Origin of the sequence: Streptomyces sp. DSM 40750 (genome assembly GCF_024612035.1) — a bacterium.
GTDB lineage: Bacteria > Actinomycetota > Actinomycetes > Streptomycetales > Streptomycetaceae > Streptomyces.
In genome coordinates, this window is the sequence record NZ_CP102513.1 from 11,059,776 (window position 1) to 11,086,023 (window position 26,248).

At 70.1% G+C, this 26,248-nt stretch carries 25 protein-coding genes and 2 pseudogenes; 17 read left to right on the plus strand and 10 right to left on the minus strand.

The annotated features are described in order from the left end of the window. Window positions 1-74: 74 nt before the first annotated feature. Entirely contained in the window at window positions 75-215 is a 141-nt protein-coding gene (locus JIX55_RS48380) for a hypothetical protein (RefSeq protein ID WP_257561529.1), read from the plus strand. 16 nt (window positions 216-231) lie between these two features. Here JIX55_RS48380 and JIX55_RS48385 read toward each other — a convergent pair whose 3' ends face one another. The 3 genes from JIX55_RS48385 to JIX55_RS48395 all read right to left on the minus strand — a co-directional run bounded on the left by JIX55_RS48385 (window position 232) and on the right by JIX55_RS48395 (window position 2,593). Continuing rightward, window positions 232-615: a nuclear transport factor 2 family protein gene (locus tag JIX55_RS48385; RefSeq protein ID WP_257561528.1), complete on the minus strand. Its 384-nt coding sequence runs from the start codon at window positions 613-615 to the stop codon at window positions 232-234. Between the two features lie 132 nt (window positions 616-747). Continuing rightward, on the minus strand, window positions 748-1,671 hold the full coding sequence (locus JIX55_RS48390) for a helix-turn-helix transcriptional regulator (protein ID WP_257561527.1): 924 nt from the start codon (window positions 1,669-1,671) through the stop codon (window positions 748-750). Between the two features lie 4 nt (window positions 1,672-1,675). Then, complete coding sequence (locus JIX55_RS48395) at window positions 1,676-2,593, minus strand: helix-turn-helix transcriptional regulator (protein WP_257561526.1); 918 nt, start codon at window positions 2,591-2,593, stop codon at window positions 1,676-1,678. Window positions 2,594-2,824: 231 nt separating this feature from the next. On the opposite strand from JIX55_RS48395, the gene JIX55_RS48400 reads away from it, so the two are divergent. From JIX55_RS48400 to JIX55_RS48425, 6 genes are all read left to right on the plus strand, one after another. Continuing rightward, the gene (locus JIX55_RS48400; protein ID WP_257561525.1) at window positions 2,825-4,333 is read left to right on the plus strand and encodes an MFS transporter; all 1,509 of its coding nucleotides are present in this window, start codon (window positions 2,825-2,827) and stop codon (window positions 4,331-4,333) included. Between the two features lie 79 nt (window positions 4,334-4,412). After that, on the plus strand, window positions 4,413-4,940 hold the full coding sequence (locus JIX55_RS48405; protein WP_257561524.1) for an aldo/keto reductase: 528 nt from the start codon (window positions 4,413-4,415) through the stop codon (window positions 4,938-4,940). Beyond that, complete coding sequence (locus tag JIX55_RS48410) at window positions 4,937-5,455, plus strand: aldo/keto reductase (protein WP_257561523.1); 519 nt, start codon at window positions 4,937-4,939, stop codon at window positions 5,453-5,455. Before JIX55_RS48405 ends, JIX55_RS48410 begins: the two co-directional genes overlap by 4 nt. Window positions 5,456-5,547: 92 nt before the next feature. Beyond that, window positions 5,548-6,525 (plus strand): FAD:protein FMN transferase, encoded by a 978-nt coding sequence (locus tag JIX55_RS48415; RefSeq protein ID WP_257561522.1) that lies wholly within the window; start codon window positions 5,548-5,550, stop codon window positions 6,523-6,525. A gap of 44 nt (window positions 6,526-6,569) precedes the next feature. Further along, a complete protein-coding gene (locus JIX55_RS48420; protein ID WP_257561521.1) occupies window positions 6,570-7,025 on the plus strand; it encodes a hypothetical protein in 456 nt (151 codons plus the stop codon). 93 nt (window positions 7,026-7,118) lie between these two features. Then, a complete protein-coding gene (locus JIX55_RS48425; RefSeq protein WP_257561520.1) occupies window positions 7,119-8,495 on the plus strand; it encodes a metallophosphoesterase in 1,377 nt (458 codons plus the stop codon). A 41-nt stretch (window positions 8,496-8,536) separates the two neighbouring features. Here JIX55_RS48425 and JIX55_RS48430 read toward each other — a convergent pair whose 3' ends face one another. From JIX55_RS48430 to JIX55_RS48445, 4 genes are all read right to left on the minus strand, one after another. Next, complete coding sequence (locus tag JIX55_RS48430; protein ID WP_257561519.1) at window positions 8,537-9,601, minus strand: NAD(P)H-dependent amine dehydrogenase family protein; 1,065 nt, start codon at window positions 9,599-9,601, stop codon at window positions 8,537-8,539. 141 nt (window positions 9,602-9,742) lie between these two features. Beyond that, complete coding sequence (locus JIX55_RS48435; RefSeq protein WP_257561518.1) at window positions 9,743-10,636, minus strand: LLM class F420-dependent oxidoreductase; 894 nt, start codon at window positions 10,634-10,636, stop codon at window positions 9,743-9,745. 40 nt (window positions 10,637-10,676) lie between these two features. Continuing rightward, window positions 10,677-11,429 carry an NADPH-dependent F420 reductase gene (locus JIX55_RS48440; RefSeq protein ID WP_257561517.1) on the minus strand — a complete coding sequence of 251 codons (753 nt, stop codon included), beginning with the start codon at window positions 11,427-11,429 and terminating at the stop codon, window positions 10,677-10,679. Between the two features lie 85 nt (window positions 11,430-11,514). Further along, window positions 11,515-12,285, minus strand: coding sequence for an SDR family NAD(P)-dependent oxidoreductase (locus JIX55_RS48445; RefSeq protein ID WP_257561516.1), 771 nt, complete (start codon window positions 12,283-12,285; stop codon window positions 11,515-11,517). 127 nt (window positions 12,286-12,412) lie between these two features. Between JIX55_RS48445 and JIX55_RS48450 the strand changes: the two genes are divergently transcribed. From JIX55_RS48450 to JIX55_RS48460, 3 genes are all read left to right on the plus strand, one after another. Then, window positions 12,413-13,006: a TetR/AcrR family transcriptional regulator gene (locus tag JIX55_RS48450; RefSeq protein ID WP_257561515.1), complete on the plus strand. Its 594-nt coding sequence runs from the start codon at window positions 12,413-12,415 to the stop codon at window positions 13,004-13,006. A 69-nt stretch (window positions 13,007-13,075) separates the two neighbouring features. Continuing rightward, window positions 13,076-13,600 carry a TetR/AcrR family transcriptional regulator gene (locus tag JIX55_RS48455; RefSeq protein ID WP_257561514.1) on the plus strand — a complete coding sequence of 175 codons (525 nt, stop codon included), beginning with the start codon at window positions 13,076-13,078 and terminating at the stop codon, window positions 13,598-13,600. Window positions 13,601-13,643: 43 nt separating this feature from the next. After that, on the plus strand, window positions 13,644-13,793 hold the full coding sequence (locus JIX55_RS48460; protein ID WP_257561513.1) for an SDR family oxidoreductase: 150 nt from the start codon (window positions 13,644-13,646) through the stop codon (window positions 13,791-13,793). Between the two features lie 86 nt (window positions 13,794-13,879). Here the strand turns inward: JIX55_RS48460 and JIX55_RS48465 are convergent, their stop codons facing one another. Together JIX55_RS48465 and JIX55_RS48470 are read right to left on the minus strand one after the other, a co-directional pair. Next, on the minus strand, window positions 13,880-14,905 hold the full coding sequence (locus JIX55_RS48465; RefSeq protein WP_257561512.1) for an SMP-30/gluconolactonase/LRE family protein: 1,026 nt from the start codon (window positions 14,903-14,905) through the stop codon (window positions 13,880-13,882). A gap of 75 nt (window positions 14,906-14,980) precedes the next feature. Next, window positions 14,981-16,564 carry a Na+/H+ antiporter gene (locus JIX55_RS48470; RefSeq protein WP_257561511.1) on the minus strand — a complete coding sequence of 528 codons (1,584 nt, stop codon included), beginning with the start codon at window positions 16,562-16,564 and terminating at the stop codon, window positions 14,981-14,983. 580 nt (window positions 16,565-17,144) lie between these two features. On the opposite strand from JIX55_RS48470, the gene JIX55_RS48475 reads away from it, so the two are divergent. From JIX55_RS48475 to JIX55_RS48505, 7 genes and pseudogenes are all read left to right on the plus strand, one after another. Beyond that, the gene (locus JIX55_RS48475; RefSeq protein WP_257561510.1) at window positions 17,145-18,044 is read left to right on the plus strand and encodes a helix-turn-helix transcriptional regulator; all 900 of its coding nucleotides are present in this window, start codon (window positions 17,145-17,147) and stop codon (window positions 18,042-18,044) included. Window positions 18,045-18,470: 426 nt separating this feature from the next. Next, window positions 18,471-19,109, plus strand: coding sequence for a (2Fe-2S)-binding protein (locus JIX55_RS48480; protein ID WP_257561509.1), 639 nt, complete (start codon window positions 18,471-18,473; stop codon window positions 19,107-19,109). A gap of 11 nt (window positions 19,110-19,120) precedes the next feature. Continuing rightward, entirely contained in the window at window positions 19,121-20,104 is a 984-nt protein-coding gene (locus JIX55_RS48485) for an FAD binding domain-containing protein (protein ID WP_257561508.1), read from the plus strand. Next, window positions 20,101-22,299 carry a xanthine dehydrogenase family protein molybdopterin-binding subunit gene (locus tag JIX55_RS48490; RefSeq protein ID WP_257561507.1) on the plus strand — a complete coding sequence of 733 codons (2,199 nt, stop codon included), beginning with the start codon at window positions 20,101-20,103 and terminating at the stop codon, window positions 22,297-22,299. The genes JIX55_RS48485 and JIX55_RS48490 overlap by 4 nt, the downstream gene beginning before the upstream one ends. 62 nt (window positions 22,300-22,361) lie before the next feature. Further along, window positions 22,362-22,637 (plus strand): annotated as a pseudogene (locus tag JIX55_RS48495) (XdhC family protein); the annotation flags it as partial. 126 nt (window positions 22,638-22,763) lie between these two features. Further along, the gene (locus JIX55_RS48500; protein WP_257569188.1) at window positions 22,764-23,609 is read left to right on the plus strand and encodes an SDR family oxidoreductase; all 846 of its coding nucleotides are present in this window, start codon (window positions 22,764-22,766) and stop codon (window positions 23,607-23,609) included. Window positions 23,610-23,873: 264 nt separating this feature from the next. Further along, a pseudogene (locus JIX55_RS48505) lies at window positions 23,874-24,212 on the plus strand (PQQ-dependent sugar dehydrogenase); the annotation flags it as partial. Window positions 24,213-24,453: 241 nt separating this feature from the next. Here the strand turns inward: JIX55_RS48505 and JIX55_RS48510 are convergent. After that, window positions 24,454-25,671 (minus strand): aldo/keto reductase, encoded by a 1,218-nt coding sequence (locus JIX55_RS48510; protein WP_257561506.1) that lies wholly within the window; start codon window positions 25,669-25,671, stop codon window positions 24,454-24,456. Window positions 25,672-26,248: the final 577 nt, after the last annotated feature.

Consider the following 26,248-nt stretch of genomic DNA (forward strand, 5'->3'; position numbering starts at 1 on the left):
CGTGCTCAACCATCCCGGGGCCCCCGAAATGGCCGAGTCGGTGGCGGCACACCTGTACAACCTCGCTCCCCGACATGGTCAGGGGCTACGAGCAGATCAAGGTGCAGAACGTACACCGCTACCGAAAGGAACTCGCGTGGCTGCGTGACGAGTTCGGGGAGAGCCACCGCCTCGGCACGCTCGACAAGACGGCGAGCGGGTCGCCGGACCGGTGAACCGAGGGCCCATCGCTCACCAGGTCGTGGCGGCCGCGCGGATTACGGTCCACGTGTCGCCTTCGCGGGCGTAGTCCATGGTCATGTGCAGCCGCCAGTTCGCGCGGGTGCCGTACACCGTTGCATCGGTGATGAAGCGACCGGAGACGTGGGCTGTGCTGCCCTCGATCGCGACAGCCAAGCTCTTCTCCTCGATCCGGTGGTAGAGGAACTGGCCGGAACGCATCTGCGACAGCCACTCGTCCTTGGGCTGCACGTAGCCGGTGACGTGGGTGAGGGTGCAGCCGTCGGCGAGCAGGGTGTCCAGGGCGTCGGTATTGCCGTCGAGCATTGCTCGCAGGTAGGCGCGGAAGGCCGTGGTGACTTCGTCGTGGGCGCTCTGGTCGGGGGACGGTTGCACGATGGCTCCTGTTGTTCGGCAGGCCGGTCGGGATCTGCGGCACGTCGGCCGGGATCCCGGTTCGAGGAAGTGCGGGGTGTGGCGCTTCTCCGGGAGCGACGACCGGATCTTGGTGCTTCATGTGTCCTGTTGTCAGGAGGCGGACTCGGTGCGTGGGGCCGCCAGACCCGTCAGCAGCCACAGGGCTTTCCGGCACGTCGAGCCGGGCTCGGCGTGATGGACCACGAGGGTCTGGTCTGTGTCGCCGGGTAACCCCATGGCTTCGAAGGAGAGGGTGAGTTCGCCCACCACCGGGTGCCGTAGCCGCTGGACGCCGTGGCCCCTGCGGCGCACGTCGTGCCGGGCCCACAGCCGTCGGAAGTCGTTGCTTTTCTCCATCAACTCGCCGATCAGCGCGGCGAGTTCCCTGTCCTCCGGGTGTGTGCCCGCGTCCACGCGCAGGATGCTGACGAGGTCCAGCATCTTGGCTTCCAGGTCGGCGAAACGGTCGCGTGCCGCGGGGGAGAGGAAGACCAGCCGGGACAGGTTGCGCTCCCGAGGGGGGAGCCGGGACCAGTCACCGAACACGGTGGTGGCGAGCCTGTTCCAGCCCAGGATGTCCAGGCCCCGGCCGCAGACGTACGCGGGGACCCCGTCGAGCGCGTCCAACAGTTGCTGGATGCCTGGCCGCAGCCTCTGCGGCACGGCGTGCCGTTTCCCGTGAAGGTCCGGCCGGGCGAGGCGAAACAGATGGGCGTGCTCGTCTCCATTCAGGCGCAGGGCGCGAGCGACGGCGTCCAGCACCTCGGCTGACATGGTGTCACCGTGTCCCTGTTCCAGGCGGGTGTAGTACGCGAAGGACACCCCCGCCAGCCGTGCGAGCTCCTCGCGGCGCAGTCCCGGCACCCGGCGTCGCCCGGACGACGGCAACCCCACGTCCTCGGGTCTGAGCCGGGCCCGCCTGGATCGGAGGAATTCCCGCAGTTCGGCGCGCCGGTCCAGTCCGAGGTCGGAATCCTCGCCTTCAGGGGTACGCGTCGGCGGCTGTGCGCTGCTGGGCGTGATGTGAGAAGGCATGTGCTCAGGACTTTTCGATGGGTTGCCAGTCGGGTGAGCGTCGCGGGGCGTGCTCGGACTCGGCGGCGGCCAGGTCGAGCAGGGCCAGCGCGTCGTGTTCGGGTGTGCCGGCATCGGCGTAGTACACGACCATGCACTGGCCCGGGGTGCCCTGCAGTTGCATGGTTTGGTAGCCCAACGTCAGGTCGCCGACCTCGGGATGGTGGAAGGTCTTGCGGCCGTAGGAGTGGCCCTTGACGTCGTAGCGCTCCCACATGCGCGCGAACTCGGCGCTCTTGAGCAGGAGTTCGCCGACCAGTTGCGTCAGGTCGGGTGCGTCCGGCTCCATGCCGGCCAGGGCGCGCAGTCCGTTGACGCAGGTACGGACCTGGTTGTGCCAGTCGTCGAACAGGCCTCGGGCTGCGGGGTGCAGGAAGACGTAGCGGGCGATGTTGCGCTGCTTTGCCGGCCAGTCGTCCATGCCGGGGAGCAACCGCAGCCCGCCCGGGTTGTGCGCCAGCACGTCGCCGGTGCGGCTGAACACGTGCGCGGGGTAGGGGCGCAGGCTCTCCACCAGTAGCTTGACGCCGGGCCGCACGGTGCGGTTGGGCGCCGATGGCGGTTCGGGTGCCGACCGGGCGGCGAGGGCGGCGAGAGCGCGCAGGTGATCGCGTTCGTCCTCTTCCAGTTTGAGCGCGCGGGCGAGGGAGTCGATCACGGACGGGCTGGGCCGGGTCTCCGTGCCGCGCTCCAGCCGCGCGTAGTAGTCGATGCTGATGCCGGCGAGCGTGGCCAGCTCCTCCCGGCGCAGTCCGGGCGTGCGACGCCGCCCGCCGCCAGCCGCCAGGCCGACCTCTTCGGGCGTCAGGCGGGTACGGCAGGCGCGCAGGAAGCGCCCCATCTCCGTACCGCGGGTGCCGCCGCTGTGCTGCTCACGATCCATGTGTTCAAAGTGTGGGGATGCCACGACCTGGGCGGAAGGCGGGTGGGGTGCCCTGCCACAGCACCGAACGCGGCTCCAGGGCACGCCCCGCCCTGCCACATGTCGCCGTCGGCCCGCACGCTGGACGCGTGTGGAAGAGGGCCTTGCCCGCGCGGCCGACAGTGTGGTCCCCGCTCTGAGTGTCCGGCGCTTCCCTTCGCTCCATCCGTCACAGAAACCGAGCCATTCATCATGCCTGCAAGTCACACTTCCGCCGGTGCGCCGGCAGTCGATCCCCGGCGCTGGAAGGCGCTGACGGTCATCGCGATCGCCCAGCTGATGGTCGTGCTGGACGCGACGGTCGTGAACATCGCGCTGCCGCACGCCCAGGCGGATCTGAACATCTCCGACGGCAACCGGCAGTGGGTGATCACCGCCTACAGCCTCGCCTTCGGTGGTCTGCTGCTGTTGGGCGGACGCATCGGTGACCTGTGGGGCCGCAAGCGGGCCTTCGTCGTCGGGCTGGTCGGCTTCGCCCTGGCCTCCGCGCTCGGCGGCGCCGCCGTCAACCTCGGCATGCTCCTCGCCTCCCGCGCCCTCCAGGGCGTCTTCGGCGCCCTGCTCGCCCCCGCCGCGCTGTCCCTGCTCACTGTGGCGTTCACCGAGGCCAAGGAGCGCGCCAAGGCGTTCGGCATCTTCGGTGCCATCGCCGCGGCAGGCGGTGCGGTCGGCCTGCTCCTGGGCGGTGTGCTCACCGAGTACATCAACTGGCGCTGGTGCATGTACGTCAACATCGTCTTCGCCGTCGTGGCCGCGGCCGGTGCCACCGTCTACATCAGCGATCGCGGGGACCAGCGCAACCGCGACCGGCTCGACGTCGTGGGCACCCTGCTGGCCACAGTCGGACTCGTCACCCTGGTCTACGGCTTCGCCCGGGCGGAGCAGGACGGCTGGGGCTCCGGCCTCACCATCGGCATGTTCGTCGCCGCGGTCGTGCTGCTCGCCGCGTTCGCCCTGGTCGAGACCCGGGTCAAGGCACCCCTCCTGCCGCTTCGCGTGATCACGGATCGCAACCGTGGCGGCGCCTACCTCTCCATCGGTCTGGCCATGATCGGCATGTTCGGCCAGTTCCTGTTCCTGACCTACTTCCTGCAGCTGAACAAGGGCTACTCGCCCGTCCTGTGCGGCATCGCCTTCCTGCCCCTGGTCGTCTGCCTGGTCATCGGGTCCACCCAGATCGGCACCCGCCTGGTCAACCGTGTCCCGGCCCGCTTCCTGATGGGGCCCGGCTTCCTGCTGGCCGCCATCGGCATGGCGCTCCTGACGCAGCTCGAGGTGGACAGCTCCTTCGCCACCCACGTCCTGCCCTCCGAGATCCTGCTCGGCCTGGGCATGGGTACGGCCTCGATGCCCGGCATGAGCCTGGCCACCTCCCGCGTCCGGCCGCAGGACGCGGGTGTCGCCTCCGCGATGGTCAACGTCTCGCAGCAGGTCGGCGGCTCCATCGGCACCGCACTGCTGAACACCGTCGCCGCCAGCGCCACCAGCAGCTGGATCGCCGCACGCGCGTTCTCCGGTGCCGTCCCCGAGGAGGCCGCCCAGCAGGCCGCCGTCCACGGCTACGCCGTGGCCTTCGGCTGGGGCACCGCCATCATGGCGCTGGCCGCGCTGATCGCCTTCGTCCTCGTCAACGGCGGCGGCCGCAGCAAAGCCGACGGCGAGTCCGCGCAGCAGGTCGCGATCCCGGTCGTCGCGCACTGACGGCCAGCCACGGCCTGCTCCCTCGCAAGCCACCTCCCCCTGTACCCAGTCGCACTTCGACCCCAAGGGAGAACGCACGATGGAATACCGCCGACTCGGCAACACCGGCACGGTCGTGTCGAACCTTGCACTCGGCACGATGACCTTCGGCGACGAGACCTCGCAGAAGGAGGCGTTCGTCCAGATGGACGCCTTCCTGGAAGCGGGCGGAAACCTCATGGACACCGCCGACCTCTACAACCGAGGCGTAACCGAGGAGATCATCGGCCGGTGGCTGGCGAGCCGTCCGAGCGACGTCACCGACCGGGTGGTGCTCGCCACCAAGGGCCGGTTCCCGTTCACCGACGACGTCAACGACATCGGCCTGTCCCGGCGCCATCTCTCCCGGGCGCTGGACGGTTCGCTTCGCCGACTGGGCGTGGACAGCGTCGACCTGTACCAGGTGCATGCCTGGGACCCGCTGACCCCGATCGAGGAAACTCTGGCGTTCTTCGACTCCGCCGTGCGGGCAGGCAAGATCCGCTACGCGGGCCTGTCGAACTTCACCGGCTGGCAGCTCCAGCTCGCGGTCTCCACCGCCGCGCGGGCGGCTGGCCGGTCCCGGTGACTCTGCAGGAGCAGTACAACCTGGCCGTCCGCGAGGTGGAGTGGGAGGTTCTGCCGGCGGCGGTGCACAACGGCCTCGGCGTACTGCCCTGGTCACCCCTGGCGAGCGGATTCCTGACGGGCAAGTACGCGCGCGGCGTCCAGCCAGGGCCCGACACCCGGGCCGGGGGAGGCAATCCGCTGTACCAGTACACCTCGGCCAACTACGCCAACGCCGACCGGACCTGGGACGCGGTCGACGCGGTCGTCCAGGTGGCCGAAGAGACCGGTGCCTCGCCTGCCCAGGTGGCGCTCAGCTGGGTCGCCGACCGTACAGGTGTCACCACGGTCATCATCGGCGCCCGTGACATGAGGCAGCTGACCGACAACCTCGGTGCCGCCGACCTGCACCTCGACGCGGACGCCGCGGCCCTCCTCGACAAGGCCAGTGACCCGAGCCCGACGCCCTACCCCTACGGCCCGTTCGGTCTCGCCCAGAGCCACCGGACCGTCAACGGCGGCGCTCAGCTGGACTGACACCCACCCGGGGGCCGAAGCGGCCCCCAGCAGCCCGCCGAGGCCCTGCTCACTGGCAGCCGTCGCCCACCGAACCGTACGGAGCGGCAACCGTGCACCACCACATCACGCGACACCGGGGCGAGGGCTCCAGGCCGACAACCGCCGTCGGACCGGAAGTCGAAGCCGGCAGACCGGACGCCGGAGGCAGCCGTTTCGCCTTCGACGCCATCGGGACCGGCTGGCAGATCGACACCGACGAGCCGCTGAGCGGCAGTCTGCGCCGCCGGGTCCTGGACCGCATCCGGCGATTCGACGCCACCTACTCGCGCTTCCGCCCGGACTCGCTCGTGTCCCGGATCGCGGCCGCCCCGGCCGGGGGCCGGTTCGAGTTCCCGGAGGACTCGCTGGCCCTGTTCGACCTCTACGACCGCCTCGCCACCGCGACCGGCGGTGCCGTCGACCCACTCGTCGGCCGTGAGCTCGAGCTCCTCGGATACGACGCCTCGTACTCCCTCACGCCCGCTCCGCAGACGGTTCGGGCCCAGGAAGGCGCCCGCGGCCGGGCAACCTGGGCGGCTGACATCGTGCGGGACGGCAGGACGCTCGTCATCCAGCGCCCGGTTGTGATCGACGTGGGAGCGGTGGGAAAGGGCTACCTGGTGGACATCGTCTCGGCGATCCTTCGGGATGCCGGAATCACGCGGTTCGTCATCGACGCCAGCGGTGATCTGCGCCATGCGGGGGACCGCGCCATCCGGGTCGGCCTGGAGCATCCGTTCGACCCGCAGCTCGTGGTCGGCGTGGCGCACCTGCGGGGACGGGCGCTGTGCGCGTCCGGGGTCAGCGCACGCGCCTGGGGCGACGGGCTGCACCACCTGCTCGACGCACGCACCGGTCGTCCGGCCAGGAGGGTGGCCGCCACCTGGGTCGTGGCCGACAGCGCCGCTCTCGCCGACGGACTGGCGACGGCGCTGTTCCTCACCGAGGCGCGCCGGCTCGCGCAGACCTTCGACTTCGCCCACGTGCGCATGTACACCAGCGGCCACGCGGAGATCTCGCGGAACTTCGACGGTGGGCTCTTCACCTGAGCGACTGACCGGACCTCGTACAGAGCCCCATGGCAAGGAGGAACATGACAGCACCGAGCAAGAAGATCACAGCCGCGATCGGGATCTCCCTCACCGCGGCGCTCACCGGGTGCGCCTCGACGGACGCGGACAACGCGAGCCCACCGGCCGCTTCGAACAACGCGAGGTCACCGTCCGCTTCGGACAACGCGGCTGAACCGAGTTCCTCGACCTACGAGGACGGCGAGTTCGAGGCCGAGGGCCGGTACGGGAACCTGCCTTCGAGCATCGGAGTGACCGTAACCCTCGCAGACGACAGGATCACCGCCGTCAAGGTCACACCCCGGGCAACGGACGAGACCTCGCTCGCTCTGCAGAAGCGCTTCGCCGCCGCGGTCCCACGACTCGTCGTCGGCAAGGACATCGACAGCGTGCGCCTGGACCGCGTGGCCGGAAACAGCGGTACCCCAAAGGGTTTCAACGACGCTCTGGCGCAGATCAAGGCCGAAGCATCCAGCTGACCGACGGCCGTTGGTCGAGTGACAGGTCCGGTCACAGACAGCCGGGGACGCATCCGCCCCCCGGACACCACAAGGGAAGGGCTGCGCAGAGTCGTGGTCATCGTCGTATCCGTCTTCGTCCTGGCGTTGTTCGGCGCACTCCACTGGTACGTGTGGCGCCGCCTCGTACGGGACACCACACCCAAGGGGTCGTTCCTCCGACGAGCCGGAAGCATCGTCTTCGTGGCCGGGCCCCTGCTGTCGATGGCGGCCATGACAGCGGAGGGCGACGGTGCCCCTTTCCTTCTGCAGCGGATCCTGGCCTGGCCCGGGTATCTGTGGCTGGCGCTGTTCCTGTACCTGCTGCTCGCGTTGCTGGTTGGTGAGGCCGTGCGGCCTGTGCTGCGGCGGTGGCTCGTGCATCGGGGCGCCGGGGCAGACACGCGGCAGCGGATGCTCCCGACGGCGCGGTCCGCGGAAGTGGCGGAAGTGCAAGCGACCGACTCCGAGGCGGAGGAACTGGTCTCGGCCGACGAGCCGCTGACCGCGACGGCGCATCACGGCGATTCCGATGCCTCTGCCTCACGAGGCACCGTGCCCGTCACCGTGCTGGACCCTCCGCACGTATCGGAGCCGACGCTGTCGGCCGGCACCGCGCCCACCGGCCCGTCGCGCCGCCTCTTCGTCTCCCGCGTCGTGGGCGGGGCCGCCGCGGCCGTCGCCGTCGGCACCGTCGGCCACGGCACGTACGGTGTCCTCCGCGGGCCCAAGGTGAAGCGCCTCACGGTTCCGCTGGCCAAACTGCCGCGCAGTGCGCACGGTTTCCGGATCGCCGTCGTCAGCGACATCCACGTCGGTCCCATCCTGGGCCGTGGCTTCGCCCAGCGGATCGTCGACACCATCAACGCGACCCAGCCCGACCTGATCGCGGTCGTCGGCGACCTCGTGGACGGCAGCGTCGAGAACCTCACTCCGGCCGTCGAACCACTCGCCGGGCTCCGGGCACGGCACGGCGCGTACTTCGTCACGGGCAACCACGAGTACATCTCCGGTGCCGAGCCGTGGATCGAGAAGGTACGGGAGCTGGGACTGCGACCGCTGGAGAACGCCCGCACCGAGCTGCCTGGCTTCGACCTGGCGGGCGTCAACGACGTCCGCGGTGAAGAGGAGGGCCAAGGCCCCGACTTCGGCAGAGCACTTGGCGACCGCGACCGTTCCCGCACGGCCGTCCTCCTCGCCCACCAACCCGTCGTCATCGACGACGCCGTACGTCACGGCGTCGATCTCCAGCTCTCCGGCCACACCCACGGCGGTCAACTCTGGCCGGGCAACGTCCTCGCCGAACTGGCCAACCCCACGGTCGCCGGCCTGGAGCGCTACGGCGACACCCAGCTGTACGTGAGCCGCGGTGCCGGCGCCTGGGGCCCGCCGGTGCGCGTGGGCGCTCCGTCCGACATCACCGTCGTCGAACTGGCCTCGGTACAGGCGTAGTTGTGTTGCCGACGTGGCGGGGTTGATCGGCACGAGGATATTCAGGCCAGGTCCGCGACCATCCGCGGCAGGTCGAGGGTGGTCCTGATGCCGGGCGGTGCCTCGCAGACCAAAGGCACGGCGTTGACGACGATGTGGGCGCTGTAGCCGGGCGAGACGGCGGCGTAGTTCTCGGACGTGACACGGATGTCGATGTCGAGGGGCGCGTCACCCTCGACGACGACGTGCCAGCCGGTGTCGCGCACCTGCCCTTTCCAGTCCTGTTCGAGATCCTGGGTGAGGTACCAGGTGGGCCGGACCACCATGAACGGCTTGCCGTCTCGCCAGCCGGTGACCTCGAACCGCCAAGCGGCGACCGAGCCGGCCTCGACGGTCGTCGTGCCGACCTTCACCGGTTTCGCCGCCGTGCCCACCGTTCCTGTCGCGGTGACCTCGTCGAGAGGCACCGAAAGACCGTCGGCGAGTTGGCGCAGCGAGGTGCCGAAATCTTCGCCCAGGCCGGCGGCCACCCGCGTGAGGTCCATCGCCCCGGGGTCTTGGCCGAACATCTGGGAGAGCAGCTCCGGTGAGTTGCGCGTCGTCATGTCGGCGAACTCCTCGATCGTCAGGCGATCGAGCCGGCGCTGGAGGGCGGTCACCGCGAGCGGGAAGACCTCGGTGATCCAGCCCGGGCTCGAGCCCGTGGCGTGCAGCGATGTACCGCCGCGCTCGCACGCGGCCTGGATCCGCTGCCGTACATCGCGGTCGAGACCGGCCGGGTAATGGAAGTCGGTGACGCTCGTGACGACGTTGGCGCCCGACTCGAGGAGTCGGCAGATCTCGTCGATCCTGACCGCATCGAGCACCGGCATGTACAACACACAGTCCGGATCGGCGGCCAGGATGTCGTCGATGTTCCCGGTGGCACGGACGCCGGTCGGCTCCATGCCGCACAGTTCACCGGCGTCGCGGCCGACCTTCGCGTCGGCGTACACGTACACACCGACCAGGTCGTACTGCGGGTGCTCGATGACGCATCGCAGGGCGTGTGCCCCGGTGTGACCGGTCGCCCATTGAGCGACTCGGTAGCGTCCGGGCGGTGTCCTGGCCGGCTGGTGATCAGACACTTCTCTCCCTCTTGCGAGTCGTGCGGCGGGCAGGCACCGAGCCCGCAGGCCTCCAGGCGCGCTGCCCACCGGGGCCGGGGCACGGGCTGCCTTGTTCGCCATGACCATGGGTGGGCCCCGACCGGTCGGATACGGCTCTTGTCAGCCGAGTTCGGCCAGCCGTCGTGCCGCCGGCGCGGCGCGCTCCTCGATCCAGCGGGCGGCTCCGGCGAGCGGAACGGAGGCGATCACGGTCTCGATGCCGAGCTCGGCGTAGCCGGTCATCGCCTTGGCGAAGCCGTCGAGGTCGCCGTCACGGAGCGCGTTCCCGGAGTACATGGCAGTCTTGCGGATCCGCCCGCAGTCCCGGCCCAGATCGTCGCAGTGGCGGCGCAGCACCTCCAGCTTGTGCGCGACCTCGGCGTGGGTGAAGGCGGTGAGGTTGCAGGCGTCCGCGTACTGGGCCACCAGCCTCAGGGTCTTCTTCTCACCACCTCCGCCGATCATGATCTCCGGGTGCGGAGCACTCACCGGCGGTGGCACGCACATGGTCTCGGCCAGCTGGTAGTGCCTGCCCTCGAACGGCCCGTCGTCCTGCGGGTCCCACATCTGCAGGCAGATCCGCAGGGTCTCCTCCAGCCGTTCGAACCGCTCGGCCGTCGGCGGGAAGGGCACGCCCAGGCCGAGATGTTCGCGCTCGTACCAGGCCGCCCCGACGCCGAGGGTGGCGCGGCCGCCGGAGAGGTGGTCGAGCGTGGTGACGATCTTGGCCAGCAGGCCGGGATGACGGTACGTCACCCCGGTCACCAGCGCCCCGAGTTGCACGGTGGAGGTGTGCGCGGCGAGGTGGCCGAGCGTGGTGTAGCACTCCAGCATGGCGCTCTCGGCGCCGCCCAGTACCTCCATCTGGAAGTAGTGGTCCATCACCGACAGCCGGCCCACCCCCGCCGCCTCGGCGGCGGCTCCGACCGCAGCCAGCTCAGGTCCCAGCCCACCGTGCCTGTTCAAGTCACCTGCGGGGTCGTCGAATCCCACGATGTTGATGCCCAGTCGCATGTCGGCCTCCCGCCGCAGTCCCTGCTCCGCGCTTCCTGGTTCAGTCCCGGCTGAGGGTCTGGCGGGCGTCGGCCGCGGAGCGCCGGACGGCGGTGTCGGTCAGTTCCTTCACCTCGTCGGCAGGCACCGGGACGCTCGGGGCTTGGAAGAACCAGCGCCCCATCTCCTCCTGGGTCAGTCCTTCGGGCTGTGCCGGCAGGTAGGGCTGGACGTAGACCGGGGTGCCCGGCTCGCTGCGCCAGCTGTCGGCGAGGGGGCCGATGTCCACGGCGTCGTAGCCCAGCGCGTCCAACAGTTCGGCGACCTGCGCTTTGGCGGCCGTGTCGTCGCCGGCCATGGGCAGGGCACTGCGGTCGTCGGCGCCGGCGGGTCGGGCTGCGGTGAACAGGCGCACGAAGTCGACGCTGTTGAACGCCTTGACCACCCGGGAGTCGGCCAGGTGCCGCTGCACCAGGGCGCTGGAGGTCTGCTCGCCCGCGTCCAGCTCGGCGATCCGGTCGTCGCGCTCGGGGTAGTAGTTCATGGTGTCGATGACGGTCTTGCCCGCCAGGGCGGCGGCCGGAAGCTGCTCGTACTTGCTCAGCGGGACCGTCGCCACCACCAGGTCACCGGCCTGCGCTGCCTCGGCGGGTGTGGCCGCGCGCGCCTGCTCGCCGAGTTCGGCGACGAGGCCGGCGAGGGTCTCGGGGCCGCGGGAGTTGCTCAGCACGACGTTCAGGCCGGCGGCGACGGCGAGACGGGCCAGTGCGCTGCCGATGTTGCCGCTGCCGATGAGTGCGAGGGTCTTGGTCATGGGTCACGTCTCCAGTTCAGTGGACAAATAGGGGTGGTGCAGGGGTCTCGAATCGACGAGCGCGTGCTGTGAGTTGCGCCCGTCCTCAGCCGCGCAGGCTCATGCCGCCGTCGATCGACCAGGCCTGGCCGCTGATCCAGGCCGCGTCGTCGGAGAAGAGGAAGGCGGCGGCGCCGGCCAGGTCGGCGGGTTCGCCGAGGCGCGGGCTGCGGGCGTACTGCAATGCCATGGCCTGCAGCTGCTGGTCGTCTTGTTGCTGCTGGGTCTCGCCCATGACCAGGCCAGGGGCGACGACATTGCAGCGGATGCCCTCCTTGCCCCAGCGGGAGGCGATGTGGCGGGTCAGCGCATTGACCCCGGCTTTGGAGGCGGCGTACGCGGGCCGCGTGGGCTCGCCGCCCCAGGCCGCGCCGGAGGAGGTGTTGACGATGACGCCGCCGCCCTGGCCCAGCAGGTGGGGGAGGACCGCCCGGCAGGTCAGGGCGTAGCCGAGCAGGTTCACGTCGTGGGTGCGGCGCCACACGGCCGGGTCCATCTCCATCAGGTCGACGTCACGGCCCAGAGTGGCCGGCGAGAGGTCGGCGCCGACGTTGAAGAGCCCGTCGACCCCGCCGAACTCGGCGACGGTCCGGTAGACCAGCGCTTGAATCGTGGCCTCGTCACCGAGGTCGAACTCAACGGCGATCGCGGTGCCACCCGCCTCGGTGACGCCCTTGGCAGTGGCTTCGGCTCCAGCGAGATTGATGTCGCCGACGACGACCGAGGCCCCCTCCTCGGCGAGCCGTTCGGCCGTGGCCGCGCCGATGCCGGTCGCGCCCCCGGCAATGACGATCCTCTTGCCCTGCAGACCCCTCATGACTCTCTCCCTTGCTGAGCTGAAGCGCCACACTTGCGTCAATCACTACACTCTGACACTCAGTGTCAGAGTGGAAACTGTAGCTCATCATTGCGAGCCGAGGTCAAGAGAGAGGTAGGATCGAGAAGTGAGTGGAGCAGTACGTACGAACACGAGAGACATCGCGCGGGCCGCCATCCGGTTCGAGCTGGCCCGGGTGGCCTTCGACCTGTTCCGCCGTGAGGGCTTCGACAACGTCACCGTCAATGACCTGGCCGCGGCTGCGGGAGTGTCTCGCAGTACCTTCCTGCGCTATTTCGGCAGCAAGGAGGACGCCGTCCTCGGCGCCGTCGACGCCCAGGGCGAACAGGTCGCCGATGCTCTACGCGCCCGGCCTGCCGACGAGGGTGACGGGACGGCACTGCGGCGCGCGCTGGACACCGTCACCGAAGTCCATCGCCGGGACCCGGATGGCGCACTCGCGATGTCCCAGCTGATCATGCGCACGCCCGCGCTGGGCGCCCGCACGCTGGAGAAGCAGAACGGCTGGCGCCCCGTCATCGCCCAGGCCCTCGCCGAGCGCGCCGACCCCTCTTGGCCCTCGCTCCTGGTTCCGTTGGTGCGTGCCGCCGTCGCGGTGGACTGCTTGAACGTCGCCGTCGAACACTGGACCGCCTCTGACGGCCGCCTCGACCTCGATGCCCTGCTCGACGAGGCCTTCGCCGCATTCGCATTGCGGTAGGAGCGCCCGCTTCGTGAAACCGGGTGTCATGTTGGCGCCCGGGCCGCCATACGGGCCGAACTGGCCCAGGTGGCGGTGGACCTGTTCCTGCGTGAGGGATTCGACAAGGTCACGCTCGATGACCTGGCCGCCGCTGCTGGGGCGTCCCGCAGTACCTTCCGCCGGTACTTCGCCAGCAAGGAAGAGGCGGTTCTCAGCGTCTTCGACGCGCGCGGCAGGCAGGTCGCCGACGCCGTACGCGCCCGCCCGGCCGACGAAGACGACTGGACGGCGCTGCGTCACGGGTTGGACGTCGCCATCGAGCACTACCGTCAGGACCCGGCCCGGGCCCTGACGATGACCCGGCTCGTCCTCGACACACCCGCCCTGTGCGCCCGGCAGTTGGAGAAGCAGCGCGGCTGGTGGCCTGCCCTGGCCAATGCCCTCGTCGAGCGCACCGACTCCCCGCAGCCCCTGACGCCGGCCATCTCCGTGAAGGCGGCCGCCGCGCTGGACTGTCTCAACATCGCTCTCGACCACTGGATCGCCTCCGACAGCCGTCCCGACCTCGTCGACCTGCTGGACCAGGCATTCGCCGCGCTCAGCCCCCGCTGACGCGCTGAAGTCCGAGCCGCCCGGGGCAAGCCAGGGCTCGCACTTGAGCGGCTTCGGCCGGCCTGTCACTGCGTCGCACGGTTTCGGCCTGCCGCGCGAGATCGCCGAAGCCGTCGCATACCTCGCCTCCGAGGGCGCCGCCTTCCTTCATGGCGCGTTCCTGCTTGTCGACGGAGGCGCGAGCCTCGTCTGAATCGGTGCCGGGCGACCTGCGTCACCGCTCGCATCTGGCTGCCGACACCCGCAGCAGGTAATGCCGCGGGTGCCGGCTTCGCCAGTTCAGGAGGTCCGGTCGCAGTTCAGCACGGCGGGGTCGATCGTTCCGCGCTGCACCTTCGCGTCGTGGGGCTCGGCGAGACCGGCGTTGGTGACGTAGAGCCGGTTTCCGCGCACAGCGGTGGAGGTGGGGGAAGCGAGGCCGTCCTTGGACGTCAGGACGGTTTCGGTGGTCCCGTCGGGGTGGACGAGCGCGACCTGGTTGAGGCCGTTCTGCGCGGCGAACACCACGTCGGAACGGTCGTTGAGGAAGTTGAAGTCGTCAACGCCGGTGAGGCTGCTGGTCACGGTGTGGATCCGGCCGGGGGCGCCGGTGGCGGTGACCGGGATCCGCAACAGGGTGCCCTTCGCGAGGTTGGAGACCCAGACGGCGCCCTTGTGGAAGCGGAGCCCGTTCGCGCCGAGGGGTACGGACGGGTCTCCCGCGAGGACGGGGTCGGTCAGCCAGGCGGTCGCCGTTCCACCGGATACCGGGACGCTCCATACGGTGGCCTTGTTGCTGTCGGCCGCGTACAGGGTGCGTCCCGCCGGGTCGAGGGCCAGGCCGTTGGGGAGTCCGTCGGTGGGCAGGGCGGCGATGCGGCGCGGGGTGCCGCCGGGGGGCAGCGTCCATACGCCGGCCCGGGCGGAGTCGGAGGAGGCCACGTTGTAGTAGATGTTGCCGCCGCGGTCGCGCGTGTTGCCGGTGAACGTGTCGCCCGGCTGCCCGGCGACGATCACCTGGCTGCGCCCGGACGGGGCGATCCGCACGAGTGCCGGACGCTTGCCCGCCACGCTGCCCAGCATGGAGACGGTCAGTGAGTTGTCCGGGTTGACGGTGAGGTTCTCCGGGGAGTCGCCGGCCGCGAAGTCGAAGGCGGCGAGGGTCTTGACGTCGGTGACGACCGGCTTCGGGGATGTCTCCGTCGCCGTGGATGCGGACGCGGACGGCGTCGAGACGAGAACGGCCGCCGTCGCGGCGATCGCCGCCGCGAGTCTGAACCGCTTGTTCAGGAGGGTTGCGGTGGGGACTGCTGTGGAGGTTTCCATGGGGTGCATCGCACTTTTCTTGAAGGGCACAACTGTGGTTGCGCGTGGGGTGGAACAGGAAAGGTCGGGGCCGCGTCAGTCGCTCAACTCGGCCCCGGACAGGCGTACTTCCTCGATGTCGAGGTAGGCCTGTACCTGGCGCAGCACGGTGTCGTCGATGTGGTTCTCGTCGCGGAGTCTGACGACGGTGGCGCGTTTGCGGGCGAGGAGGGCGAGGCTCAGCGCGGTGTAGTCCTCCTTGTGGCGCAGGACCACGGGGTCGTCGGCATCGTCGTCGGCGCGTACGACGCGCAGGTGGGTCTCGTACTCGTGGCGCGTCCAGTCGGCGACCTCAGGGGCGGTGCCGAGACCGGCGGCCACCTCCGGCAGCGCCTTGAGGGCTTCCTCGGCGGCGGTCGTCTCGGCGAGGGAACGCTCCTCCTCGGCGGAGGTGTCGCGGGGAAGTCGGGCCCAGCGGACGACGCGCGGCAGGAGCAGGCCCTGCATCACCAGGGTCAGCATGATGACCCCGGAGGTGACGAAGACGATCACATCGCGGTCGGGGAAGGGTGCGCCCGAGTCGAGGGTCTCCGGTACCGACAGCGCCACGGCCAGTGACACCGCGCCCCGGAAGCCGGTGACTCCACCGACCACCCGGGCCCGGTGGCTCATCCGGCGCAGCCGCTGCTGTGGGCGGCGGTCCAGTAGGCGGATGAGGTACACGGCGGCGAACTGGAAGGCGAAACGCACGGCGACGAGCACCACGGACACGACCCCGACGGTGATCAGGGCGTGCGTGAGGTCGTCGCTGGTCAGTTCACGGACGGCGGACTGTGCCTCCAGGCCGACGAGGACGAACAGGGAGGCGTTGAGCAGGAACGTGGACAGCGACCAGAACGCCTGCGCCTGCCGCCGCGTCGCCGCCCCGGTCAGGCGTGGGCCCACCTGGCTCATGATCAGCCCGGCCACCACAACAGCCAGGACTCCGGACGCCTCGATCAGTTCGGCGAGCAGGAACGCGGTGAAGGGCGTGCCGATCGTCACCACGTTCCCCAGCAGGGGGTCGTCCAGGCGGCGGCGCAGTTGGATGCCGAGCCAGGCGGTCACGGCTCCGGCCGCGGCTCCGCCGACGTAGGCGAGGAGGAAGAGCCACCCGACCTGCGGCACGCTGAAATGCTCCTCGCCGACGGTGATGCCGACGGCCAGGCCGTAGACGACCAGGGCCGTGCCGTCGTTGATCAGGCTTTCGGCGCGCAGCAGGGTGATGCTGCGGCGGGGCAGCATACGGGCGAGGACTCCGACCGTGGTCGCGTCGGTGGGTGCGACGGCCGCTCCGAGGACCCATGCGGGCCCCCACGGCAGTCCCAGCGTGTGTGCGACGGCTGCCACGGCCCAGGCGGTGAGGATGACCAGCGCGGTGCTCATCAGCATGATGCCGCGCAGGTCCTGCCGGATCCCGCGCAGCGAGGTCGTCAGGCTCTCCCAGTACAGGAGGGCCGGGAGGAACAGCAGCAGCATCGCCTCCGGCGGCAGATGCACCTCACGCAGTGCCGGGACGAATCCCAGGAGTGCTCCCGCCGCCAGCAGCAGGATGGGCGGGGCAATGCGAAGGCGGTCTCCCGCGACCTGGCACACGAGCACGGTCGCGCACAGGACCACGACGAGTTCGAGACCGAGCACGTTTCATCTCCTGGACAGGTGGTGCGGGTACGGCGGGACGCTGCAGGAGGCCCGGCGCGGTGCGCGACGGTTCTCAGGCCGGGGTTCGGGGTGCGGCTCGTTTCTGAAGCCGGGTTCAGCGCGGCACGAGCTGCATCGTTGTGGTTGACGCCTCGGGGCCCGTGATGGCCTCGATGATCTCCTCAGCGATGGGGGCACCTCCCACGCCCTTTAGGCAGGGGGGGAGCCCGTATTCGCTGCGGTACGCGACGTCGTTCGTCCATGACCTCGTCATTGGGGCTCCTTCGTACATACGGATGTGGTCCTCGCCGCACGTGGGCGGCTGCCGAGGTCACGATGAGCAGTGCCGTCACGATCGGCGAGCGGGCGCGCAGGCCCTCGGGGATCGTCACCCCGTTCGTCATTGGCCACGCCCGCACGCCGCGGACCTGGGAACATCCGCGTGCCCTCAGCTTGCCGCCCGCACGCGCCGGATGGCAGGCCGGGCTGTGCCAGGCAGCCGTGTTCAGTGCTGTGACAGGGCACCCCTCGATGTCGTGTGCATCGCCACACGGGTCACGGGGCTGTCACACTGGAAGACATGGCACGTGAGCAGCGCAGTGGCGGTAGCGGCGGCACCGAGCTGGGGCGCTTTCTGCGAGCACGTCGCACTCGGGTGAAGCCCGGCGACGTCGGCCTGCCGGCCGTCTCCGGATTGCGCCGCACCCCGGGGCTGCGCCGCGAGGAACTGGCCACCCTCGCCGGCATCAGCATCGACTACTACGCACGCCTGGAGCGCGGGACCGAGACCCGTCCCAGCCCGTCCGTGATCGACGCCATCGCCCGCGCGCTGCGCCTGGGGAAGGCCGAGCACAAGCACCTGCGAGAGCTCGCCGCGAGCGCCGACGGCAACGTGGCAGCGCCGACGACGGTGCCCAGCCGGTCCGTACCTCCGGGCACCGAGTTGATCCTGGAGAGCCTGCGGCCCAATCCCGCGTACGTAGTCGGCCGCACCTTCGAACTGCTCGCCGCCAACCCCGGCGGACTGCACCTGTTCGCCGGAATCGAGGACTGGCAGGGGGAGCAGCGCAACCTGGCGCGCTACGTCTTCCTCCACCCCGCGGCCCGCGACCTGTTCGACAACTGGGACGACGCGGTCCGCAGCTCCGTCGCATGGCTGCGCGGCCTGGCCGGCATCGAGCCGGAGGCCCCCGACCTCGCACTCATAGTCGACGAACTCCTGCGCAAAAGCCCCGAGTTCGCACGCATGTGGGACCGCTACGACGTCAAGGGAAACTCCAGCGGCCGCCACACGTACCACCACCCCGTCGTCGGTGAACTCGCCCTGGGTTACCAGGGAATGACGCTGAACGGCACCAACAGCCAGCACCTGGTCGTCTTCTACGCCGAGCCCGACACCCCCGCGTACGACGCGATGGTCCTCCTCGACAAGTCCGCGCAGGTCCGGGCCTCGAAATCGTCGACGTCGCCTGCGCAGTAGCGAACCGGCGGCCGTCCATCCCTCGGGCGGCGTGAGCTCGATCTCGGCATCGACAGCTGCGGGCAAGCATCAGGCACACCAACGCGCCAGGCGTTGGCTTGAACTGGCTGATACTGCCGGACGTAGGCACGGGAGTCGTACGCAAAGTGCTCCCTGGCGACTCTCCGACACCCGGCGCAGGCTGGACCCTGCGCCGAGATCACAGCCGTAACCGCGGCCCTGTCCCGCATCTCGGCTCACTGCCACAACGCAGAGGGCCCACCCCACAACGGGCCTTCGCGGAAGGCCTCCGGCGATGACCCACGTCCGCCGTGGGCCGACGGGCGGGCGCCTGAGCGTATACCGCACAGCGTCGCCGGACGGTCGTGGCGTACCAGTCCGTGACGGCCGATCTTCCGCTGAATCCCCCCAAGCGAGAGAGTGCGTATGACCACCGAACTTCCGGACTCACCCATCGAACTGTCCGAAGGACCCGCGCCGGTGCCCACTCGGCGCACCTTCATCGCGACGACAGCCGCCGTCGGTGGTGTGGTCGCGGCGGGTGGCCTGACCGCGGGGTCGGTCCTGGCCGGTCAGGAGGCGCCGGCCGCCGAGGCTCCGCCCAGCGGTCGACTCTCGCTGACCGTCAACGGCGAGCGGCGCACGGTCACGATCGACAACCGGACCTCACTGCTGGACCTGCTGCGCGAACACCTCGGGCTGACAGGTTCCAAGAAGGGCTGCAACGCGGGTGCCTGCGGGGCCTGCACGGTCCTGGTCGACGGCAGCCGGGTCAACTCCTGCCTGATACTGGCGGTGCGCCTGGAGGGCGCCGAGGTAACCACCATCGAGGGACTCGCCGACGGCGACCGGCTGCACTCGCTGCAGGCGGCGTTCGTCGAGCAGGACGCGTTCCAGTGCGGCTTCTGCACTCCCGGTCAGATCATGTCCGGCGTCGGCTGCATCGAGGAGGGCCACACGGACTCCGCCGAGGAGATCCGGGAGTGGATGAGCGGCAACATCTGCCGATGCGGCTGTTACGTCAAGATCGTCAAGGCGGTCGACCAAGCCGCCCACGGGAAATGAGGCCCGGCCCCATGCACCCCTTCTCCTTCACCAAGGTCTCCGACACCCGTGAGGCACTCAACGCCGGGCAGCGCGGCGGGCGCTACATCGCCGGGGGCACCACCCTGGTCGACCTGATGCGCGAGACCGTCGAACGCCCGGACACGCTGGTCGACATCAGCGATCTGCCGCTGCGGGACGTGACCGTCACCGAGCGCGGAGGCCTGCGCATCGGCGCCCTCGTACGGATGGCGGAGGCCGCCGCCCACCCCAAGGTCCGCACCCTCTACCCGGTCGTCTTCCAGGCGCTGGAGCTGAGCGCCTCCGCCCAGCTGCGCAACATGGCCACCATCGGTGGCAACATCATGCAACGCACCCGCTGTACGTACTTCCGTGACGTGAGCGCCGCCTGCAACAAGCGCGAGCCCGGCTCGGGTTGCGCGGCGCGGGAAGGCTTCAACCGCACCCACGCCATCCTCGGCACCTCGGAGTCCTGCGTGGCCACGCACCCCTCCGACGTCGCCGTGGCTTTCGCGGCGCTGGAGGCGAGAGTGCACCTGCTGAGCCCGGACGGGACCGAGCGCACCGTCGCCTTCGCCGACTTCCTGTTGCGGCCCGGCAACACCCCGAACCGTGAACAGGCCGTCCGCAAAGGCGAGTTGATTACCGCGGTGGAGATTCCGGCCCTTCCGCGTCCGCTGAAGTCCGGCTACCTGAAGGTGCGGGACCGGCAGTCGTACGAGTTCGCCCTGACCTCGGCCGCCGTCGCGCTGCACATACGCGGCGGAGTGATCCGCGAGGCGAAGGTGGCCGTCGGCGGCGTGGGCACCGTGCCCTGGAAGCTGCCCGCCGTCGAGCACCGTCTCATCGGCGAGCGCGCCTCGGACGCGCTGTGGGCCGAGGCGTCCAAGGCGGCGGCGGAAGGGGCCCGCCCCCTCCAACACAACGGTTTCAAGGTCGAGTTGCTTCAGCGGACCGTCGAACGCCAGCTACGCATCGTAGGAGGTGGCAAATGAGCCCGCAGCCGCAGGCAGCCGTCGGCGCACCGCTCTCCCGTGTGGACGGACGGCTGAAGGTGACCGGTCAGGCGAAGTACGCAGCCGACCACGACCCGGACGGGACCGTGCACGCGGTCGTCGTCGACAGCACCGTCGCCCTCGGACGGATCACCGGCATCGACACCCGCGCCGCCCTCGCCCAGCCCGGCGTCCTGACGGTGATCAGCCACCTCAACGCACCCACGCTGGCCTACCGCGACAACCCCGGGGGATACAACCCGCCGGGCAGGCGGCTGCGTGCCTTCCAGGACGACCAGGTCCTCTTCCACGGGCATCCGGTGGCCGTCGTGGTGGCCACCACCCTGGAGGTCGCGCAGCACGCCGCGGACCTGGTGGCGATCGCGTACGACGCGCGGAAGCCCAGGACCGACATGAGCGGTAGCCCGGCCGGCGGCCAACCCCAGAACTACGCCCGGGGCGACGCGGAGGCAGCGCTGGACTCCGCAGCCGTACGCATGGACGCGACATACCGGCTCGCCCGTAACCACCACAACGCGATGGAACCGCACGCCACCGTCGCCCGCTGGGACGGCGACAAGCTCACCGTCTGGGACAAGACCCAATGGGTGCAGGGCACCCGGAACGAACTCGCCGCCGTGTTCGGCATCCCGCAGGACTCGGTGCGCGTGATCTCGCCGTTCGTCGGCGGCGCGTTCGGCAACGCGTCGAGGGTCTGGCCGCAGACCACCATCGCGGCTGTCGCCGCGCGAGAGACGGGGCGTCCGGTGAAGCTCGCGCTGACCCGCGAGCAGCTCTACTTCCACGTGGGCTACCGGCCCACGTACGAGTACCGGGTACGGGTGGGCAGCGACCGGCGGGGACGCGTGACCGCGATGATCCACGACCTGAGGTCGGAGACCTCACGTTACGAGACGCACGGAGAGCCCATCCTGAGTCTCGGGCAGATGCTCTACAACACGCCCAACGTCCGCATGACACAGCAGTCGGTGCCCCTGGACGTCAACACCCCGACGTGGATGCGCGGCCCCGGCTACGCCACCGCCTCCTACGCCATCGAGTCGGCGATGGACGAACTCGCCCACGAGCTGGGCGTCGACCCGATCGAGCTGCGCCTGCGCAACGAACCGGAGGACGACCCGTCCGACGGGCTGCCGTTCTCCACCCGGCGGCTGCGCGAGTGCCTCGCCACCGGCGCCCGCGAGTTCGGCTGGAACCGCCGCGACCCCCGGCCGCGCGCCACCCGCGACGGCGACTGGCTGATCGGCACCGGCATGGCCGCCGGCGCCTACCACACCCGGCGGGACCCGGCCCAGGCCTCGGTCCGGCTGGACGCCGACGGCACCGCGCTGGTGCAGTCCGCGGCCAGTGACATGGGGCCGGGCACGTACACCTCCATGACCCAGGTCGCCGCCGACGCACTCGGCCTGACCATGCGCAACGTGACTTTCCGTCTCGGCGATTCCCTCATGCCGCCGGCGCCGCTGCAGGGCGGTTCGAAGACCATGGCCAGCGTCGGTTCCGCCGTTCAGGACGGCTGCGACAAGCTGCGGCAGCAGGCGATCAGGCTGGCCGTCGCGGACGAGGGATCGCCGCTGCACGGCGTCGACCCGGACGATGTCGTCGTACGGGGCGGCCGGCTGCACGTGAAGGACAACCCTGCGCGCGGGGAGACCTACCGTCAGCTCCTGGCCCGCAACAACCGCACCCGCCTCGAGGCGAACGGGTCCTACACGCCGGGCGAGGAAGTGGAACGGTTCTCCACCCATGCCTACGCGGCGACCTTCGCCGAGGTCGCCGTGGACGCCCGGCTGGGTCTGGTTCGCGTGCGGCGGATGCTCGGCGTGTACGACGCGGGCCGCATCATCAGTCCGAAGCTCGCCGACAGCCAGGCACTCGGAGCCATGGTGGGCGGTATCGGCACGGCCCTCCTTGAGCACACAGTCACCGACCACCGCGACGGCCGGATCGTGAACGCCAACCTCGCCGACTACCTCGTCCCCGTCAACGCCGACATCCCCGACCTGCGCGCGATCTACCTCGAAGGGGAGGACACCGAGGCCGACCCCCTGGGCGTCAAGGGCCTCGGCGAGGTCGTACAGGTCGGCGTGGCACCGGCCGTCGCCAACGCCGTGTTCCACGCCACCGGGCGCCGGATCCGCGAACTGCCCATCACAGCGGAGGGGTTGCTCTGAGCCGAGACTTCAGACACGAGCCCCCGGGCGGCCGGAATCGCCAAGTGGTGAGCCGGGTCCGCCTGCCCGTGGGGTACGTGGGTGCGATGGGCTCCCGGCGTACCCACGACCACCGCCTGGGCCTGCCGCGGGAGGCGGGCGTACCGGAGACGCATCTGGCCCGTCTCCACTCACCGATCGGCCTGAACCTCGGTGCCCGCACCCCCGAGGAGACGGCCGTCTCCATCACCGCGTAGATCATCGCCCATGCCCACCACGGCACAGGACTGCCCCTGTCCCATGGCACCGGGCCCATCCACGAGCCCATTGCCGCGAGGGGTGCCCTGGCAGGTCACTGAACACCGCTCCAGGGCACAGCCCGGTCTGCCACATCGCGGCGCCGCGGAGCAGGCTGAATGCTCGTAGGAGATCTCTCCCTCGGCAAAGCACCCCTTTTTTTCGATCACAGGAGCAAGACGATGACGATGGACAAGGACGTAGCGGTCATCATCGGCGCGGGCGGCATCGGTCTGGCGATCGCCCGTCGTGTGGGCATCGGCCGCATCGTGCTGCTCGCCGATTACAGCGAGAAGGCGCTGGGCGTCGCCGCTGAGCAGCTTCGCGGCGCGGGCTACGACGTGTCCACCCACGTCGTCGACGTGTCCCAGCCCGACGCGGTGGCGGCCCTCGCCGACACGGCCGCGGAGCTGGGCCCCGTCACTCAGGTCGTGCACAGCGCCGGAGTCTCGCCCGTACAAGGCACCACGGAGCAGGTCCTGCACGTCGACCTGCTCGGCACCGCGCTGGTCCTCGACGAGTTCGCCCGCGTCATCGCGCCTGGCGGCGCCGGTGTCGTCATCTCCAGCATGGCCGGCCACATGGCGGGCGCCCACCCGTACGACACCGAGCACGCGCTGGCGAGCACCCCCGTCTCCGAGCTGCTCGCCCTGCCGTTCCTGGCCCCCGAGGAGGTGGGCGACTCCGGTGCCGCCTATGCCTTGTCCAAGCGGGGCAACGCGCTGCGCGTGCAGGCCGCCGCCGTCGAGTGGGGCAAGCACGGCGCCCGCATCAACTGCATCAGCCCCGGCATCATCTCCACCCCCCTGGCCCAGGACGAGATGTCCGGGCCCGGCGCCGAGGGATACCGCCAGATGATCGAGACGTCGGCCGCCGGACGCATCGGTACCCCCGACGACGTTGCCGAGGCGGCGGCCTTCCTGCTCGGGCAGCAGGCCGGCTTCATCACCGGGTCCGACCTCCTGGCCGACGGCGGTGTGATCGCGGCGCTGCGGGCCGCTCAGGCGTGGCCCGTGGGCCGGGCGCAGAGCTGACGCACCGTCGCCGGGGCGCGGGAACGCGGGCCCGCCCGGATCAGCAACCAACGGTGGCCCTGCGGGGTCGGTGTACGTCGCGCCCGCCCCGCCTCGTTCCATCGCCCCCTGAACCGCACCACCATCAGCCTCATCGAGAGGAACCCGCCGTGCCCCGTCCCACTCCGATAACGCCCTGGGCCGCGGCCTGCGCCGCCGCTGTACTGATGCGCGCGGGCTGCACATCGGGGAGCTCGGGCGGCGAGGAGGAGCCCGCGTCGCCGCAACTACGGCTGGCCGGAGGTCGAGGGCAGAAGCGACCGGGCGGGCTTCACCGATCCAGTGGCGCAGTGGACTCCCGCCGAGGCCTCACCCAGCGGCGTCGCCTACGCCGAGGGCGCCATCTGGATGGCGAGCCTGCGGGGTGAGCGCCTGTGGCGCATTCCGCTGGACGGCTCCCGGGTCGCGGGCGAGCCGTCGGCCGCGCTTGAGGGCTCGTACGGCAGGCTGCGCACGGTCGTGGCGGCGGGCGGTGACAGGCTGTGGCTGGTCACCAGCAACACGGACGGCAAGGGTTCACCGGAGGACAGCGACGATCGGATCCTGCTGCTCCGGGTTTCCTGAAGGTACGTCACGGCGGGCACATGGCGTCTGCGCCCTCCGGCTGACATGGCAGCCAGCAGTCCGAGGACCGTGGCTCTCCATGGGCACGCCGTGCCGGGCCCATGATCCGTCCCACCGGTCCATCCCGCCCCCCGTATGCCTGCAGGACTGCAGTCGTCCCCGGCCGAACTCCCGTAGCGGTACGGGAGTTCGGCCGGGGACGAGAGGGAACTGTGCTGCACTGTTCGGCTTGGTCGGTCGGTCAGCGAGGCGGTGCCTCGACGCCCGTCAGCGCGAGGCCCGCCGGCGAAAGCCGCTCACCATGGATGGTGATGCGTGCGAGGGCGGCGTTCAGCTCCTGGAGTTCGTCGGGGCTGAACCCGACTTCTTCGGCGCCGATGTTCTCCAGGAGGTGGGACAGCCTGGTGGTGCTGGGGATCGGCACGATCCACGGCTTCTGGGCCAGCAGCCAGGCGAGGTCGATCTGGGCGGGCGTGGCGCCCTTGCGTACGGCCCAGTCCTGGAGCAGCTGTACCAGTGGCATGTTGGCGGCCATGTTGTCCCGGCTGTTGCGGGGCGTCGCGGTCCGGCGGTCTCCCTCCGTGAACCGGGTGTAGGGATTGATCGTGCCGGTGGTGAAGCCCGTGCCCAGGGGCGAAAAGCACACGAAGCCGATGCCGAGTTCCTCGCAGAGCGGCAGGACCTGCTCCTCGGGTCCGCGCCACAGTGTGGAGTACTCGTTCTGGATCGCGGTGAGCGGCAGGACCGCGTGGGCCCGGTGGATGGTCCCCAGACCCGGCTCGGACAGGCCCCAGTGCAGCACCTTGCCCTGGGCGATGAGGTCCTTCACCGTGTCCGCGACGTCCTCGATCGGGACGGTGGGATCTACCCGGTGCTGGTAGAGCAGGTCGATGTGGTCCGTCCGCAGGCGCTTCAGCATGGCGTCGACGACTTGCCGGATGTGGTCCGGACGGCTGTTCCGGCCGGTGTTCGCCCCGGTGACCGGGTCGATGTTCCAGCCGAACTTGGACGCGATCACCACGTCGTCGCGGACGGGCCGGAGGGCCTCGCCGATGATCCGTTCCGACTCGAACGGCCCGTACGCCTCGGCCGTGTCGAAGAACGTCACCCCCTGGTCGAAGGCTGTCCGGACGAGGGCGACCATGTCCTTGCGGCTGGTGACGGGGCCGTAGAGGTTGCCCGGCATGGTCTGGGTGCCGAGGCCGATGCTGGAGACCTTCAGGGACCCGGGCCCGGACCCGAGCCGACGGTGACCAGTCTGCGTGATGGCTGCGGTCACCGGGTTGCGACGGCCGACGGGGCCCTTGGCGCCGGTCGCGGACGATGCGGTGTGCGCCTGTGCCAGTGTGGCCGGCGCGGCCACCACCGAGGTGGCTGCCAGCCCGGCCGCACCCATCAGGAAGCCGCGACGGCCGCGGTCGGTCGAGTTGCCGCTCGGCGTGCTGTCCTGTTCGTGCATGCGTTACATCCCTCATGTTCGTCGGTTGGGAGCACCCTCGGTACGTCACCGCGTCACCGCGTCACAGTCGGCGGCGAAGAAGCAGACCGCGTCGGAATGAGCACCTGGGCACTTCGTCCGGAGGCATCGGCCCACCACGTCCGTGAATTCGGACGACGTTCCGGCTCGTCCGGTGAGGGGCGCGTCCTGTGGTGCCGATGGTGCCGGGCGGTCAGTAAAATTCAAACAGAGCGCCCGCCGGGGTGGGAGGCCGTGCTGTTCCACGCCGTGCCAGTGCCCCCCAAAAAAACCGGCCAAAGATTTCCGACCTCGGACGTTCTGGCGTCGCCCACGAGGGAAACTCCTCGACTGCCCGTCTCTCGCACATTTTGTAGGTTGAAGTAGACGAGTGTCGCCATAGCCAGGCCAGCAACAGTGATCAGGGCGATCGAATTTATATTTCGGATTACACGCGAGCCCTTTTCGGCGAGGGCGGCTTGGAGGTCTTACTCATTGAGTACAAGAATTGCCGGCGGCCGGCCGCACCCGGCCGTGGCCGATGCGGCGCCTGCAGGGCTACACCCGTCGGGACGCGGAT

Bases quoted from the DNA above. Each gene is read 5' to 3' on its own strand.
- JIX55_RS48380 (WP_257561529.1), top strand. From the start codon at position 75: ATGGTCAGGGGCTACGAGCAGATCAAGGTGCAGAACGTACACCGCTAC.
- JIX55_RS48465 (WP_257561512.1), bottom strand. From the start codon at position 14,905: ATGGAAACCTCCACAGCAGTCCCCACCGCAACCCTCCTGAACAAGCGG.
- JIX55_RS48490 (WP_257561507.1), top strand. From the start codon at position 20,101: ATGAGCCCGCAGCCGCAGGCAGCCGTCGGCGCACCGCTCTCCCGTGTG.
- JIX55_RS48485 (WP_257561508.1), top strand. From the start codon at position 19,121: ATGCACCCCTTCTCCTTCACCAAGGTCTCCGACACCCGTGAGGCACTC.
- JIX55_RS48475 (WP_257561510.1), top strand. From the start codon at position 17,145: ATGGCACGTGAGCAGCGCAGTGGCGGTAGCGGCGGCACCGAGCTGGGG.
- JIX55_RS48420 (WP_257561521.1), top strand. From the start codon at position 6,570: ATGACAGCACCGAGCAAGAAGATCACAGCCGCGATCGGGATCTCCCTC.
- JIX55_RS48390 (WP_257561527.1), bottom strand. From the start codon at position 1,671: ATGCCTTCTCACATCACGCCCAGCAGCGCACAGCCGCCGACGCGTACC.
- JIX55_RS48510 (WP_257561506.1), bottom strand. From the start codon at position 25,671: ATGCACGAACAGGACAGCACGCCGAGCGGCAACTCGACCGACCGCGGC.
- JIX55_RS48480 (WP_257561509.1), top strand. From the start codon at position 18,471: ATGACCACCGAACTTCCGGACTCACCCATCGAACTGTCCGAAGGACCC.
- JIX55_RS48395 (WP_257561526.1), bottom strand. From the start codon at position 2,593: ATGGATCGTGAGCAGCACAGCGGCGGCACCCGCGGTACGGAGATGGGG.
- JIX55_RS48435 (WP_257561518.1), bottom strand. From the start codon at position 10,636: ATGCGACTGGGCATCAACATCGTGGGATTCGACGACCCCGCAGGTGAC.
- JIX55_RS48400 (WP_257561525.1), top strand. From the start codon at position 2,825: ATGCCTGCAAGTCACACTTCCGCCGGTGCGCCGGCAGTCGATCCCCGG.
- JIX55_RS48445 (WP_257561516.1), bottom strand. From the start codon at position 12,285: ATGAGGGGTCTGCAGGGCAAGAGGATCGTCATTGCCGGGGGCGCGACC.
- JIX55_RS48440 (WP_257561517.1), bottom strand. From the start codon at position 11,429: ATGACCAAGACCCTCGCACTCATCGGCAGCGGCAACATCGGCAGCGCA.
- JIX55_RS48405 (WP_257561524.1), top strand. From the start codon at position 4,413: ATGGAATACCGCCGACTCGGCAACACCGGCACGGTCGTGTCGAACCTT.
- JIX55_RS48500 (WP_257569188.1), top strand. From the start codon at position 22,764: ATGGACAAGGACGTAGCGGTCATCATCGGCGCGGGCGGCATCGGTCTG.